The organism is Methylotenera mobilis JLW8 (assembly GCF_000023705.1).
GTDB lineage: Bacteria > Pseudomonadota > Gammaproteobacteria > Burkholderiales > Methylophilaceae > Methylotenera > Methylotenera mobilis.
The window spans coordinates 786,722-801,384 of the sequence record NC_012968.1 but is presented as its reverse complement, the minus strand read 5'-3'; the positions used below and the strand labels follow the sequence as shown (position 1 = coordinate 801,384).

The window sequence follows — 14,663 nt, the reverse complement described above, 5'->3', positions numbered from 1 at the left end:
CATGACACAAACCACAACTACTCAAGAACCTAAAAAGAAAAAAGGCGTAGCACTGGCTGGCATTTCCGCCGGCACCACAGCCATCTGTACCGTTGGCCATACCGGTAATGACTTACATTACCGCGGCTATGACATTATCGAGCTGGCAAAATCCGCGACATTTGAAGAAGTCGCCCATCTGCTGATTCATGGCGCACTGCCAAATAAAGCAGAATTAGCGGCCTATCACCAAAAGCTCAAGAAGCTACGCGGTCTACCCGATGGCTTAAAAAAAGTATTAGAGCAAATACCAGCCAACGCCCACCCAATGGATGTGATGCGCACCGGCTGCTCTATGCTAGGCACTCTGGAACCTGAAGCTGGCGACCGTAATACTGAAGGCGCAAAAGATTTGGGCGATAGACTGATTGCCTGCTTTGGCTCTATTTTGATTTACTGGTACCACTTTAGCCACAACCAGAAACGTATTGAAGTAGAAACCGACGAAGACTCGATTGCTGCACACTTCTTGCATTTGCTGCACGGCACAAAGCCCTCGGACCTACACATCAGTGCAATGAACACCTCATTGGTGCTATATGCAGAGCATGAGTTTAACGCTTCTACATTTACAGCACGCGTGGTGGCTGGCACTTTATCCGATATGTACTCATGTATCACCGGCGCAATTGGCGCGCTACGCGGCCCTAAGCACGGTGGCGCTAACGAAGCAGCCATGGAGATTATTGAGCGCTATAAAACTGCAGATGAAGCAGAAGCTGACATCATGCAACGCATGGCGCGTAAAGAAATCATCATTGGTTTTGGCCATCCGGTATACACCATTGCCGACCCAAGAAATGAGTCTATCAAAGCGGTAAGCCGCAAGTTATGCGAAGATAACGGCAACATGACGCTGTTTGATGTTTCTGCACGCATTGAAGAAACCATGTGGCGTGAGAAAAAAATGTTCCCTAACTTGGATTGGTACAGCGCATCCAGCTATCACATGATGGGCATCCCTACCGGTATGTTCACGCCAATATTTGTGATATCGCGCACCACAGGCTGGGTAGCACATGTGATTGAGCAACGCATTGATAACAAAATTATCCGTCCCAACGCGGAATATACAGGCCCGGAAAACCGGCCATATGTACCGCTGGAGCAACGTTAACCCTTAACTCCGTCACTCTCGCGGAGGCGGAATCCATTTAGTTTTACTCTCCGTTTAAAATGGGTTCCACTTTTTATACTTCAGACTTGCTAGGTTAAGCAATTATTTAAGTTAAACAACTAATTAAATTAAGTAGCTGATTAAGTTAAATAGCCAAGTCGAAATACTAAAAGCCCATGCGGGTCTACGTGAATAACGCACTGAATTAATTTATTTTTATACTTTAAAGGTCCTTAATATGTCGTCGCATATCTCTAACGTTCGTCCCGCACCAGACCAAGTCATTGTTGATATTGCCAATTACGTGGCAGATTTTGAAATCAATAGCGATGAAGCCTATGACACCGCACGCAATTGCCTGATGGACACATTAGGCTGCGGTTTTGAAGCATTGGATTACCCAGCTTGCACCAAGCTGCTAGGCCCTGTGATTGCAGGCACCATCGTACCTAATGGCGCAAAAGTACCAGGCACCAGCTTTCAGCTTGATCCTATCCTCGCTGCGTTCAACATTGGTGCCATGATTCGTTGGTTAGACTTTAACGACACATGGCTGGCGGCAGAATGGGGTCATCCTTCTGACAACTTGGGTGGTATTTTAGCGGTGGCAGATTATATGTCGCGCAAAAACATTACCGAAGGCAAAGCGCCGCTCACGGTAAAAGACGTACTTACCGCCATGATTAAAGCACATGAGATTCAAGGTGTGCTGGCATTGGAAAACAGCTTTAACCGCGTGGGTTTGGACCATGTGATTTTAGTAAAAATCGCGTCTACCGCAGTAGTGACCAAGCTACTAGGCGGCAATAAAGAAGACATTATCAACGCTGTATCTAATGCGTTTGTGGATGGCCAAAGCTTGCGTACTTACCGCCACTCACCCAATACCGGCTCACGTAAATCATGGGCAGCGGGCGATGCCACCTCACGTGCAGTACGTTTAGCTTGGATGACCATGCAAGGCGAAATGGGCTACCCATCTGCGCTCACTGCAAAAACATGGGGCTTCTACGACGTATTATTTAAGGGCAATGCGTTCAAATTCCAACGCGACTACGGCTCATACGTGATGGAACAAGTATTATTCAAAATCTCGTTCCCAGCTGAGTTCCACGCACAGACTGCTGTGGAGTGTGCCTTCCAATTGAATGCACAAGTTGGCAGCAAGCTACAAACACTGGAACAAATCAACAATATCGACAAAATCGTGATTACCACGCACGAGTCTGCAATTCGTATCATCGACAAGACCGGCCCATTAGACAACCCGGCTGACCGTGATCATTGCATCCAGTATATGGCAGCAGTGGGTTTATTAAAAGGCAGCTTGACCGCGCAAGATTATGAAGACGCAGCGGCAGCAGACCCACGTATCGATGCGATTCGTGCCAAAATGACTTGCGTAGAAAAAGCTGAATACACCAAGGATTACCACGACCCGGAAAAACGCTCGATTGCTAACGCGATTCAAGTGTTCTTTAAAGACGGCAGCAAGTCAGACAATATCGCTGTGGAATATCCAATCGGCCACCGCCGCCGCCGTGGTGAAGGCATCCCGGAGTTAGTGAAAAAATTCAAAGTAAACTTGGCACGCAGGTTTGATGCGAAAAAACAGGCAGAAATCTTAGAGTTATGCCTAGCGCAGAAAACGCTAGAAGCCATGCCGGTGAATGCCTTTGTAGATATGCTCTGGCAGGGTTAATCTGTATATAAATAGATAGGCGGGCAAAGTCTCTATTTTGCCCGCCCTAGCCTAGATTTTTCTGGTCATCGACTTATATAATCTTTGTAACTTCAATCTTATATTTGCCAATCAATTGGTGCCTCACCGCGCTTTTGCAAATATTCGTTAATACGCGAAAACTGGTGATTCCCAAAAAAACCTCGATGTGCTGACAACGGCGATGGATGCACGGATTTCAGCACCAGATGTTTTTTCGGGTCTATCACCTCCCCTTTTTTCTGCGCGTAACTGCCCCACAGCACAAACACCAAGCCTTCCCGACGTAAGTTCAAAGCAGCAATCGCCGCGTCAGTAAAAGTTTCCCAGCCGCGTTTCTGATGCGAACCAGCATTGCCCATTTCTACCGTCAAAGTGGCATTTAATAACAGCACACCTTGGTTTGCCCAAGCCGTTAAATCGCCCTTGCCGCGCACTTTAATGCCTAGGTCACTTTCAATTTCCTTGAAGATATTGAGCAATGAAGGTGGTAACGCAATGCCGTCCGGCACAGAAAAGCTCAAACCGTGTGCCTGGCCTGCACCGTGATACGGGTCTTGCCCGATGATCACCACGCGCACCTTGTCAAACGGCGTATGGTTAAATGCATTAAAAATCAGTGGACTAGGCGGGAATATCGTTTTCCCAGCAGCTTTTTCCTGCAGCAAAAAAGCGCGCAGTGATTGCATATAAGGCTTATCAAGCTCTCCGCCTATCACAGCTTGCCATGAAGGATGAAGTTGACCAGGTTTTTCTTGATACATGAGTTAGGCTTGAGGGTGAATGGAGACTAGCCCATTATAGAACGAATCCTGTATGCACTCGGCACTGTTGTAGGTTTCCATCAACTTATAGATTCTCTCAAAAAATTAAATTTTTGTTCAGACACAAAAGTGGTACGGAAAAATCCATCACTACTTTTCATTTTATTATTGTCTAGTTGGCTCCTAAAGTGGATTTTTAACTCCTATCAGTTTCACCAAGTTCTAAATTCAAAGGTGTTGGTTTACAATCAATCAGCGAAGAAGTAATGCTCTGTCTCTATATTAATCATCTAACTATAGAGACACTGAAACCATAAAAACAAGAAAGGCAGTCAATTCTAGCCATGTATAACAATCATCCATTTATTAATATAGATACCCATGGGACTCTATAATTACTGTTGGGCACCTTAATGCGGGTCTACTACTTGTCATCCGCTCCATTCGCCTTGAGCAACCTTTCTCTTAAGCGCCTGAAGATCTCTCGGTTCAGTGATCTAAATGACCCATTCGAGTTATTGGCCGCCAACTTGGAAAATCTGGAGCATCGAATGGCATTCGCTGCAATGAAGACCCAACTGAACGAGACAAAGGGATTAATCTGCTTCAGTCGAACTTGGAGCAACCCGCTGTTGTGGGGGCATTATGCGGAAAAGCACACTGGGATTGCCTTGGGTTTCGATGTTCCTGATCAACTCCTGTCGCAAGTCCTATATACCTCGCAGCGAGTTCGTATTGATGTTGATTCGAAAACGAAACGTCCAAAGCTTGACGAGGCGTTGGTTAATCGCTTACTTAGAACGAAATTCGTAGACTGGAAGTATGAAGACGAGTATCGACTATTTGTCCAACTGGATCCCGCAACGAAAGAATCTGGGCTCTTCTTCCAAGACTTTTCTGAAGACTTACGGCTCGCGGAGGTGGTTCTAGGCCCCAAATGTGAACTTCCGATAGATCGCGTTCGCTCGCTCCTTCAAAACGATCTTCCCCATGTCAAAGTCTTGAAGGCGCGCATGGCATTTCGCACGTTTCGTGTGACCGAAGACCGGTCATTTCGTCGTGGTGCGAGCGGTGCCCAACCCATCAATCCATCGGCGCAGCGCGATGAAGCCGCGCAACGCCGGTGATTTCCAACGTTAGTATGAGCAGAGTTTTTTCATGTATTACTGGTGCTTGTTTAACAGCTATTGCCACAGAAGCAAGTAGCAGAATTATCTACAAGTTATAAGTGATTGATTTAATTTATCAGCTATCAAGATTTCAAGAACGTCCACAACCATCAACACCAGCGCCTAGCACCCTACACACTAATCAATTGATATAAAAATAAAAACTTTTTGTCCCTATCTACTACTAAGGTAAAATAGCACTTTTATAAAACGCTCAATATTCTTTTTGTTATGTCACTTACCACATTAAACGCACTCTCTCCTCTTGATGGCCGCTACCAATCTAAACTTGATGCTTTACGCCCTTACTTTAGCGAATACGCGCTGATTAAACACCGCGCATGGGTAGAAATCGAGTGGTTGAAGGCATTAGCTGGCGCGCCAGAATTGGCAGAAATCGCCCCATTTAGCGCAGAAACCATCCATGAGCTAGATGCTGCGATTACCAACTTCAGTGAAGCAGATGCGTCACAAGTGAAAGCGATTGAAGCGCGTACTAACCATGACGTAAAAGCCCTGGAATACTGGCTGAAAGAAAAATTTGATAGCAACTCTGAAGTAAAAAAAGCCAGTGAGTTTATTCACTTTGCCTGTACTTCTGAAGACATCAACAACTTATCTCACGGTTTGATGCTCAAGTCTGCGCGTGACAGCGTGATGCTGCCATTCTTAAACAATCTGATTGCGCGCTTAACTGAATTGGCTGAGCAATTGGCTGACCAACCGATGCTATCACGCACTCACGGCCAAACTGCATCACCTACCACCATGGGCAAAGAGTTAGCCAACGTGGTATACCGCTTGCAACGCCAACAAAAACAATTAGTTAGCAATGAAATTCTTGGCAAAATCAACGGTGCAGTTGGTAACTTTAATGCACACTTATCTGCATACCCAACATTTGACTGGGAAAGCTTTGCAAAACGTTTTGTTACTTCACTGGGCTTAACTTACAACCCAATGACCATACAAATCGAACCACACGATTACATGGCTGAGCTATACGACACTTTAGCGCGTATCAATACCATCTTAATTGATATTAACCGCGATATCTGGGGTTATATCTCTGTTGGTTACTTCAAACAAAAAGTTAAAGCAGGCGAAATCGGCTCATCTACCATGCCGCACAAAGTAAACCCGATTGACTTTGAAAACAGTGAAGGTAACTTAGGCCTAGCCAATGCGGTGTTGCGTCACTTGGCAGAAAAGCTACCAATTTCACGCTGGCAGCGCGATTTAACCGACTCTACCGTATTGCGTAATATGGGCGTAGCATTTGGCTATACGCTACTAGGTTATGATTCTTGCTTGCGTGGTTTGAATAAGCTTGAAATTAATCCTGTACGTTTAGAAGAAGACTTAAACAATAGCTGGGAAGTATTAGCCGAGCCGATTCAAACCGTGATGCGCCGCTATGGCATTGAGAACCCGTATGAGCAGCTAAAAGAGCTGACACGTGGCAAAGGTGGTATTAACCAAGCCTCATTGCACGCATTTATCAGTGATTTGGCTATCCCTGCAGATGCAAAACAAGCCTTGCTGGCACTAACCCCTGCAAACTACACAGGTAAAGCGGCGGAGCTTGTCAAAACCATTAAGTGAGTTTAAATGTATGTAACTATCCTTGATAAAAAGGCTTCCGAATTTGACTAGAAGCCTGATCATCTGCCTAGTCTTGTTGTGTTGGGGGGTGCTCGCGTATGCAGATAACGCGAGCTACAGCCACCAATACCAAGTGGAAATCGAAGCCCCTAGCCCACTCAAGACCCTGTTAGAAAATCATCTGGATATCATCAAGTGGCGCACCAACCCACGCATGTCCCCCAGCGAGTGGAAACGCCTATCCGCCGAAGCACCTAAGCAAATCAAAGAACTACTCGCCACGGAAGGCTACTTTTCGCCCGAAGTAAGCGTGCAATCTACGCAAAACCAACTTGAAAATCTGACCACGCTGTCGGTTAACCCCGGCACACCAACCGTGGTTAACAGTGTCAACATCACTTTTAGTGGTGACATTACGCAACCGCACCGCGACTTACCAAGCATTGAGCAATTACGTGAAGAGTGGCCGCTACCTGTCGGCACACAGTTTCAACAAGCGGCTTGGACCGCAGCAAAGCGCAGCCTAGTCACCAAGCTACTGGTCAACCGCTACCCTAATGCCGTAATCACAGATACCAAAGCCAGCATCGATATACAGCAACACACAGCATCATTAGAACTCACTGTGGATAGCGGGAACACGGTGCATTTCGGTGAGTTGGAAATTGAGGGCCTGGAGCGCTATCCGGAAAGCATTATCCATAACCTAAATCCGATTAAACCAAATGAAGTGTATAGCCAATCAAAGCTACTCACTTTTCAAACGCGTTTACAAGAAAGTGGCTACTTCCGCACGGTGGAAGTCACCGCCGATAGCAAGGCCGCACTTACCGACCAGCAGCAAGCACCCATTAAAATTAAAGTAAATGAAAACCAATCCATTAAAGTCAGTACTGGTGCAGGCTTTAGTACCAATACGGGCGCACGTACACAACTGACTGTAGAACATCTGAATGTTTTTGACCGTAACTGGCGCCTAACCTCCACCCTAAGGTTAGAACAGAAACTGCAATCCATCTCCGGCACAATACGCTTACCTACCACAGCGAGCGGCTATCGTGACAGCGCCAATATCGCAGCAACTAGAACCGAGATTGAGGGGCAAACCACTACGCTCACGCAAGCCGGTGTAAAGCGCGCATGGGGCTCACTCAAACGCGAACAATACGTTGGTGCCAACCTGTTAGCAGAGCATGTTAATCTGGATAGTGCCGACTCCTCAGACACTTACGCGGCCACACTAGGATATGGCATCACGCTCAGGCGCACCGACAACAACCTCAACCCTACCCGCGGCTATTTGTTTAATGCCCAGTTTAACGGCGCACCTTTGGCATCACTGTCCAATGGTACTTTTTTGCAAAGCTATTTAAAAACACAGGCTTATTACCCAATCACTAAAAGCACGCAGTTAATCGCCCGCGCAGAGCTAGGCATGGTGAGTGGGAAAAACAGTGCACCCGCTACCTTTCTGTTCCGTGCCGGTGGCGACCAATCAGTACGCGGTTATGGCTACCAGAGCCTAGGCGTAACAGAAGGCGATGCCATTGTCGGCGCACGCTACCTCACCACGGGCAGCATTGAGATAATACAATGGCTAACCCCAGAATGGGGCGCCGCCATCTTTACCGATTTTGGTAACGCAGCCAATAGCATTAAAGAGCTAAAGCCAGTGTACGGTTACGGTCTAGGCGCAAGGTGGAAAAGCCCGGTAGGCCCGATTGGTGCGGACATTGCCTATGGCCAGGCAACCGACGACTATCGCCTGCATTTTAATATCGGGGTGATATTCTAATGACACGTCATTACCTGCATATTTTGTTGTTGAGCATCAGCCTGCTGCTGTTTTCACCCGCACACAGCGAGATGCCGATTAGCGTCAGCTCAAGCTTAGATAGCTTTAGCCATGATTTAGACAACATCCATCTGAAACTGGAAAAACTGAGCGCACGCTGGCAGCTTTCTCCTTTTGGCGATGGCAAGCTTGTGGTAGAGCAGCTCAAAGCCAAACGCCTCACCATTACCATAAAAAACAACGAGAGCGATTCTGAATCGTCACCATTGCCTAAGCGTATTAACCTGCCACTACCCATCTCGGTTCTACAGTCCGAGATAAGTGAAGTCGTGATTGTCACACAAGATGAGCGCCAGACTTTTCACAACGTAAAATTAGGCTTCGAAGGTAACGCCAACAACCTCAAACTCAACCTAACACACGCCAACACGCCGTGGGGCAATGCTACCGCACACATCAATATGAGCGCAGCTAAACCTTTTGCGCTTAAAGGTGATGTCTCAATTAAAAACACCGAGTCAGCTTACCCGTATGACTTAAGCGCACAGTTAAGTGGTGATCTTAATACGCTCAATATCGATAGCAGTGCTTGGTTAGCACAACAAAATGGCAAAATCAGCCTGTTAAAATCCGCCAATGAGCAAGCTGCAGCGCAGTTGCTGCTGCATGGCCAAGTTGAGTTAAAGCATGATTACGTAGTCCATGTGCGCAGCCAGGTTTTAGCGCTGCATCCTGAACGCCTCGGTAACTACCCACAAGCCAAACTTAACCTAGATATAACACTAGACGGCGCACTCAAACCAACGCCCAGTGCCACGCTCAACATCACCAGCCATGACAGCTCCTGGCAGACACAAACAATGTCCGCCGCTGTTAACGCACAACTCACCACCAGCGCAATAGAGCAACTTAGCTTTGAGCTAAGCGTTGCTACCAATAAAATCAGAGGCACAGGTAACATCAGCGCACAAAATACACATTTGAGTTGGCAGGCAGATCTACCCAACTTGGCAGCGCTGGAACCATCAGTCGCAGGCAAAATAAGCGCGAGTGGCACAATTGACGGTGCACTGGAGAAGCCCTCTTTGAACATCAAGCTACTGGGTGAACAGCTACAGTTGGCAGACAGCTTATCTATCAACCAGTTAACCGGTGATGCAAGCATGATAACTGGTGATAATGGCACAATGTCTGCAAAACTGGCAGTAAACAGCCTCCAATATGGCAAAAATGCACCGCTTAATGGCAATATCACATTAAATGGCACTCAAGCCGACCACATCATCACCGTTAGTGCAGAAAGCCCAGACGCCAAATTACAAAGCACATTTAAAGGCGGGCTTACCCTCAGCGCCTCAGCGCTAGACACACCCCTAAAAAAACAGTGGCAAGGCATGCTACAGCAACTAGCCTATGCAGGCGCAACTCCACTCAAGTTAAAGGCACCAGCAACGCTGCATGCTGATATAGACGGTATCGCGCTTACGCAAGCAGACTTGGCATTGAATCACGGTAACATCCATATTGATCAGCTAGCACTAGCCAAAGGCAAATTAACCAGTAAAGGCAAGCTCACACAACTCAGTCTGAGCGACCTACCACCAGAGCTGTTGCCGTTACCCAGCACACTACAAGGCAGCCCCAACTTCTCAGGAGAGTGGAACATAGCAACGCAAGACACCATCAACGCCCACCTCAGCCTTTGGCGCGAAAGTGGCGACTTCACCTTAAACAAACCGGATGGCAGCACGCTGCCGCTGGGGCTATCAACAGCAAAACTGGCGCTTGATGTGGTGAACAACACGCTGCATATTGAGACGGATATCGATGGCAAAAACTTGGGTACACTCAGCGCAAAAATTACCAGCCAACTCACAAAAACAGAAGCAGGCTTCAGCATACTCAACAACGCACCACTGCAACTCACGGCTAACGCCAAGCTCAGCACACTGGTATGGCTACCCATGCCCACAAGTTTCATGGATGCAGACCTTGACGGAAAAATCGCAGTCACCGTATCTGCCGACGGCACACTGGCACAGCCTAACCTGAACGGCACAGCAAATGGCAGCAATATCAACTTTAACCTGCCATCCGAGGGCATACAGCTTAGCAACGGTACATTTAACGCGCATTTTGAAAATAATCAACTGCAAATCGAACAGGCCGTATGGCAAGGTGGATCAGGCAAATTAAGTGCTAACGGCTGGTTAAAGTTTGAACTAGGCCACCCCAAGGCAGACCTCAACTGGAGCGCTGATCAATTTAGCATCCTCTCCAGAACTGACCGCCTGCTGGTGATTAGCGGAACTGGCAAAACCATACTCGCCGATAATCTGCTGAGCATTTTAGGCGACTTTAAGGTGGAGAAAGGCTTGGTAGAAATGGCTCAAGAAGACACGCCTACACTCAGTGATGACGTCATTATCTTAGGAGAGGCTTCCACCAAAAAAGAGCCCTTATTACAAGTATTGCTAAACGGCCTTCATGTTGGGCTAGGTGATGACTTTGTTCTACGCGGACGTGGCCTGGATGCAAAATTGACAGGGTCGTTAACACTCACCGGTCGCACCGAGTACATGCCGCACACTGAAGGCAGTATTGCTGTCTCCAAAGGCACCTTCATGGCTTATGGTCAGATACTCAACATAGAACGCGGCATATTAAACTTTAATGGCGTGATGGATAATCCTGGCCTCAATATCCGCGCCATGCGCGATAGCAAACCAGTCAATGCCGGTGTTGAAGTTACCGGCAGCGCACTGATCCCAGAGATTAAGTTAGTCTCAGACCCTAACGTACCGGATACAGACAAACTCGCATGGTTGGTGCTAGGCCACGGCACAGAGCAAGCTGGTAAAAGTGACTTTGCAATCCTGTCACTGGCCGCGGGCGCCTTATTCTCACAAGGGCAGTCGGTGCCGCTGCAAAGCCAAATAGCACGCGCTGCTGGTCTAGACGAGTTCAGCTTCGCTGGCGGCGATGCAGAAAATGCCTCGGTCACCCTAGGCAAACGGCTAAGCTCGCAGCTTTACCTAAGCTACGCAAAAAGCGTTAGTGGCTTGCAAGACATTGCAAGACTCACATTTAACATCACACCGCGCTGGGCACTACGCGCCGAAGCCGGCAATGAAAGTGCTGTCGATGTGTTATATACTTTCAGCTTCAAATAACCAGACTAATCTCATGAGCGAAATCCTCGTCCTATACTATTCTCAAGGTGGCGCCGTACGCGAGATGGCGCAGCTAATTGCACGCGGCGTGCAAAGCGTGGATGGCATCACTGCGCGCATTCGCACGGTACCTAAGGTATCAGCAAACTGCGAAGCAACCGAATCAGACATTCCAAGTACGGGTGATCCATACGCAGAACTGCAAGATTTAGAAGAGTGCATAGGCGTAGCATTAGGTAGCCCTACCCGCTTTGGCAATATGGCAGCGCCGATGAAGTATTTTTTAGATGGCACTACTAGCTTGTGGTTAAAAGGCGCACTCTCGAACAAAGCGGCTGCCGTATTTACCTCTACCGGGTCTATGCATGGCGGTAATGAGACCACACTGCTCACTATGATGCTGCCACTCATGCACCATGGCATGATCATGGTGGGTTTACCATATTCAGAACCTGCCCTATCCGCTACTACCACTGGCGGCACGCCTTATGGTGCCAGCCATATTGGCGGCACCATGGATGACAAACCAATCAGTGATGATGAGAAAAAATTATGTATCGCCTTGGGTAAACGCTTAGCTGAAACCGCGCTCAAACTCGCGAGAAAGCTGTAAACCATGAGTCAACTGCATTTAGAAGCGAGGCAGTTTTTACGCAGTACTCGCACCGCAATCTTATCCACACATTCGGTAAAGTTTGCAGGCTTTCCATTTGGCTCGGTTGCACCCTTTGTGTTAGACCATCAATGCCAACCTATCATCTTGATTAGCACCATTGCCGAACACACCAAAAACATTGCAGCCAACCCTAAAGTATCATTGCTGGTATTTGCCGGTGCTGAAGATTTACAAGCCAATGCCAGACTGACCTTGCTAGGTAACGCACATATCATTGATAAAAATGAAGATACTGATTTGCGCGCACGCTATTTGCGTTATCTGCCGCAAGCCAGCAGCTACTTTGATATGCATGACTTTGCGTTTTCCCGCATACAGATTGAAACCTGCCGCTATATCGCGGGGTTTGGCAAAATGGGATGGCTATCAGGCAATGACCTCATGACCGAGATGCCTGTAGATAACGTATTAGCGGCACAAGAAGCGCATATTCTCGACCACATGAACACTGACCATGCCGATAGCCTTATCGCCTATTGCCGGCACGTACACGGTGTAGAGGCCACGCAAGCCAGCATGCTGGGCATTGATTGTGATGGGTTTGATGTGGCCGCGACAGTTAATAATCAAAGCATGACATTACGCTTTGTGTTTGCTACGCCTATCCATGACGCACAATCCGCACGAGCTGCCTTAGTCAGCTTATCAAAAGCTAGCAATGCGTAATTACTTATAAAACAAACAATAAAACCCCTAAAGCAAAACTAACGTGAACAAACCTAACATGATACAAAAGCTACAACTGGGCGCATCTATTAGCCTAATCGCGCTGATTTTCTTAACGCTGGCATGGGAGACGGTGCTCGCCCCATTAAAACCGGGCGGCTCGTTGCTGATATTCAAAGTATTACCGCTATTGCTGCCGCTATTTGGTATTCTACGCGGCAAGCGCTACACCTACCAATGGTCATGTATGTTCATCCTGTTTTACTTTACCGAAGGCGTAGTACGCGCATGGGCCGATGTTGGTCTTTCTGCCAAACTGGCATTGGCAGAAGTGATACTGACCATTCTATTTTTCACGTGCACCATTTTTTACGCAAGATTGACACGCCAAACGCCGCAAAACCAGGTAAAAAACCCATAAACACGTATAAGTTTTTAGCGCCAAACATAACGTCTTCTACTATAATTTAGGCATGAAAACACGATTAGTAAGCTAAGCATGAAAATTCTGCTCTCAAACGATGATGGTTATTCCGCACCAGGTTTAAATATACTGGCCGAACATATTGCAAAAATTGCAGATATTACCGTGGTGGCGCCTGAAAGAAATCGCAGCGGCGCCAGTAATTCACTCACGCTTGATCGTCCGCTGAGCGTAAAAAAAGCTGCTAACGGTTTCTTTTACGTGAACGGCACCCCTACCGATTGCGTGCATATTGCCCTGACAGGTTTGATGGATACCATGCCAGACATGGTCATCAGCGGCATTAATGATGGTGCCAATATGGGGGACGACACCATCTACTCAGGTACAGTAGCAGCGGCGATGGAAGGTTATCTGCTGGGCATTCCGTCTATCGCGGTTTCTATGTCGCAGCATAACTCTACTAATTTTGAAACAGCAGCCAAAGTTGCTGTCGAGCTAATTCAGCATTATCAGAAAAACGGCTTCAGCACCCCTACCTTACTTAATGTCAACGTACCCGATATTCCTTACGAGGCTTTGCAGGGCCGTACAGTAACGCGCCTAGGCAAGCGCCACAAAGCAGAGCCAGTTGTACAGCTAAAAACACCGCGCAACGAGACGGTATATTGGGTTGGCGCAGCAGGACAACCTAATGATGGCGGCCCAGGCACCGATTTCTACGCCGTTGCTAATCAGCAAGTTTCAATTTCCCCCATTCAAGTTGATTTAACCTGCCACGCACAGCTGAATGACATCAAACAATGGTTATCTAGCTAATAGTACTGGAAATAAAATCGTGGCATTGATCAAATCACAAGCTGGTATCGGCATGACATCGCAACGTACGCGCGATCGCATGCTTAATCGCCTGCGTGAGCAAGGCATTAAAGATGAAGTCGTGCTAGCTGCTATTGGCAGCACAGCGCGCCATATTTTCGTAGACGAAGCGCTCTCCATTCGTGCTTATGAAGACGTGTCTTTACCGATAGGATTTGGGCAAACCATTTCACAGCCTTATATCGTTGCCCGTATGTCTGAGTTGCTGCGTAATGGCCAACCTTTGGAAAAAGTGCTAGAAATTGGTACTGGTTGCGGTTACCAAACTGCCGTACTATCTAAGCTGGCTAAAGAGGTTTACTCTGTAGAGCGTATTCGTCCTTTGCTATTAAAAGCGCGAGATCACTTACGCAAGCTCAAATGCATCAACGTTAAGCTAGACCACGCCGACGGCAATATGGGTTTAGCGCAGGTCGCCCCTTTTGACGCGATTATCGTTACCGCTGCCGCAAGCCATATTCCGCAAGATTTATTAGCACAGCTCGCAGTTGGCGGTCGTTTAGTGATACCGGTCGGTACCGATGAGCAGATCCTGTATCTTGTAGAGCGCGTATCGACAAATGACTACCGTCAAACACAGTTAGAACCTGTAAAATTCGTTCCCTTACTTGGCGGCACCACTTCACAATGAATGCG

Annotated in this window: 12 protein-coding genes; 11 read left to right on the top strand and 1 reads right to left on the bottom strand. The window is 47.5% G+C overall.

The genetic code is table 11. The annotated features are described in order from the left end of the window. Nucleotide 1: 1 nt before the first annotated feature. Both prpC and MMOL_RS03805 read left to right on the top strand, forming a co-directional pair. Entirely contained in the window at nucleotides 2-1,156 is a 1,155-nt protein-coding gene (gene prpC, locus MMOL_RS03810; RefSeq protein ID WP_015831696.1) for a bifunctional 2-methylcitrate synthase/citrate synthase, read from the top strand. 238 nt (nucleotides 1,157-1,394) lie between these two features. After that, the gene (locus MMOL_RS03805; protein ID WP_015831695.1) at nucleotides 1,395-2,858 is read left to right on the top strand and encodes a bifunctional 2-methylcitrate dehydratase/aconitate hydratase; all 1,464 of its coding nucleotides are present in this window, start codon (nucleotides 1,395-1,397) and stop codon (nucleotides 2,856-2,858) included. 98 nt (nucleotides 2,859-2,956) lie between these two features. Here MMOL_RS03805 and ung read toward each other — a convergent pair whose 3' ends face one another. Continuing rightward, a complete protein-coding gene (gene ung / locus MMOL_RS03800; protein ID WP_015831694.1) occupies nucleotides 2,957-3,640 on the bottom strand; it encodes a uracil-DNA glycosylase in 684 nt (227 codons plus the stop codon). A 551-nt stretch (nucleotides 3,641-4,191) separates the two neighbouring features. On the opposite strand from ung, the gene MMOL_RS03795 reads away from it, so the two are divergent. The 9 genes from MMOL_RS03795 (at nucleotide 4,192) to MMOL_RS03755 (ending at nucleotide 14,658) form a co-directional block, all read left to right on the top strand. Beyond that, nucleotides 4,192-4,767, top strand: coding sequence for a DUF2971 domain-containing protein (locus MMOL_RS03795; protein WP_187287229.1), 576 nt, complete (start codon nucleotides 4,192-4,194; stop codon nucleotides 4,765-4,767). Between the two features lie 273 nt (nucleotides 4,768-5,040). After that, nucleotides 5,041-6,414 carry an adenylosuccinate lyase gene (purB, locus tag MMOL_RS03790; RefSeq protein ID WP_015831692.1) on the top strand — a complete coding sequence of 458 codons (1,374 nt, stop codon included), beginning with the start codon at nucleotides 5,041-5,043 and terminating at the stop codon, nucleotides 6,412-6,414. A 43-nt stretch (nucleotides 6,415-6,457) separates the two neighbouring features. Continuing rightward, entirely contained in the window at nucleotides 6,458-8,209 is a 1,752-nt protein-coding gene (locus tag MMOL_RS03785) for an autotransporter assembly complex protein TamA (protein ID WP_015831691.1), read from the top strand. Then, nucleotides 8,209-11,382, top strand: a complete 3,174-nt coding sequence (locus MMOL_RS03780; protein WP_015831690.1) for a translocation/assembly module TamB domain-containing protein — start codon at nucleotides 8,209-8,211, stop codon at nucleotides 11,380-11,382. The genes MMOL_RS03785 and MMOL_RS03780 overlap by 1 nt, the downstream gene beginning before the upstream one ends. A gap of 13 nt (nucleotides 11,383-11,395) precedes the next feature. Beyond that, nucleotides 11,396-11,995, top strand: coding sequence for an NAD(P)H:quinone oxidoreductase (gene wrbA / locus MMOL_RS03775; RefSeq protein WP_015831689.1), 600 nt, complete (start codon nucleotides 11,396-11,398; stop codon nucleotides 11,993-11,995). A gap of 3 nt (nucleotides 11,996-11,998) precedes the next feature. Further along, a complete protein-coding gene (locus tag MMOL_RS03770) occupies nucleotides 11,999-12,724 on the top strand; it encodes a HugZ family pyridoxamine 5'-phosphate oxidase (protein WP_015831688.1) in 726 nt (241 codons plus the stop codon). Between the two features lie 58 nt (nucleotides 12,725-12,782). Further along, nucleotides 12,783-13,145: a DUF2069 domain-containing protein gene (locus MMOL_RS03765; RefSeq protein WP_015831687.1), complete on the top strand. Its 363-nt coding sequence runs from the start codon at nucleotides 12,783-12,785 to the stop codon at nucleotides 13,143-13,145. 78 nt (nucleotides 13,146-13,223) lie between these two features. Further along, on the top strand, nucleotides 13,224-13,967 hold the full coding sequence (surE, locus tag MMOL_RS03760) for a 5'/3'-nucleotidase SurE (RefSeq protein WP_015831686.1): 744 nt from the start codon (nucleotides 13,224-13,226) through the stop codon (nucleotides 13,965-13,967). Between the two features lie 52 nt (nucleotides 13,968-14,019). Then, nucleotides 14,020-14,658, top strand: a complete 639-nt coding sequence (locus tag MMOL_RS03755; protein WP_041928673.1) for a protein-L-isoaspartate(D-aspartate) O-methyltransferase — start codon at nucleotides 14,020-14,022, stop codon at nucleotides 14,656-14,658. The last annotated feature ends 5 nt before the right edge of the window (nucleotides 14,659-14,663 follow it).

Coding starts and splice junctions, on each gene's coding strand:
- prpC (WP_015831696.1), top strand. CDS start 2: ATGACACAAACCACAACTACTCAAGAACCTAAAAAGAAAAAAGGCGTA.
- MMOL_RS03805 (WP_015831695.1), top strand. CDS start 1,395: ATGTCGTCGCATATCTCTAACGTTCGTCCCGCACCAGACCAAGTCATT.
- ung (WP_015831694.1), bottom strand. CDS start 3,640: ATGTATCAAGAAAAACCTGGTCAACTTCATCCTTCATGGCAAGCTGTG.
- MMOL_RS03795 (WP_187287229.1), top strand. CDS start 4,192: ATGGCATTCGCTGCAATGAAGACCCAACTGAACGAGACAAAGGGATTA.
- purB (WP_015831692.1), top strand. CDS start 5,041: ATGTCACTTACCACATTAAACGCACTCTCTCCTCTTGATGGCCGCTAC.
- MMOL_RS03780 (WP_015831690.1), top strand. CDS start 8,209: ATGACACGTCATTACCTGCATATTTTGTTGTTGAGCATCAGCCTGCTG.
- wrbA (WP_015831689.1), top strand. CDS start 11,396: ATGAGCGAAATCCTCGTCCTATACTATTCTCAAGGTGGCGCCGTACGC.
- MMOL_RS03770 (WP_015831688.1), top strand. CDS start 11,999: ATGAGTCAACTGCATTTAGAAGCGAGGCAGTTTTTACGCAGTACTCGC.
- MMOL_RS03765 (WP_015831687.1), top strand. CDS start 12,783: ATGATACAAAAGCTACAACTGGGCGCATCTATTAGCCTAATCGCGCTG.
- surE (WP_015831686.1), top strand. CDS start 13,224: ATGAAAATTCTGCTCTCAAACGATGATGGTTATTCCGCACCAGGTTTA.
- MMOL_RS03755 (WP_041928673.1), top strand. CDS start 14,020: ATGACATCGCAACGTACGCGCGATCGCATGCTTAATCGCCTGCGTGAG.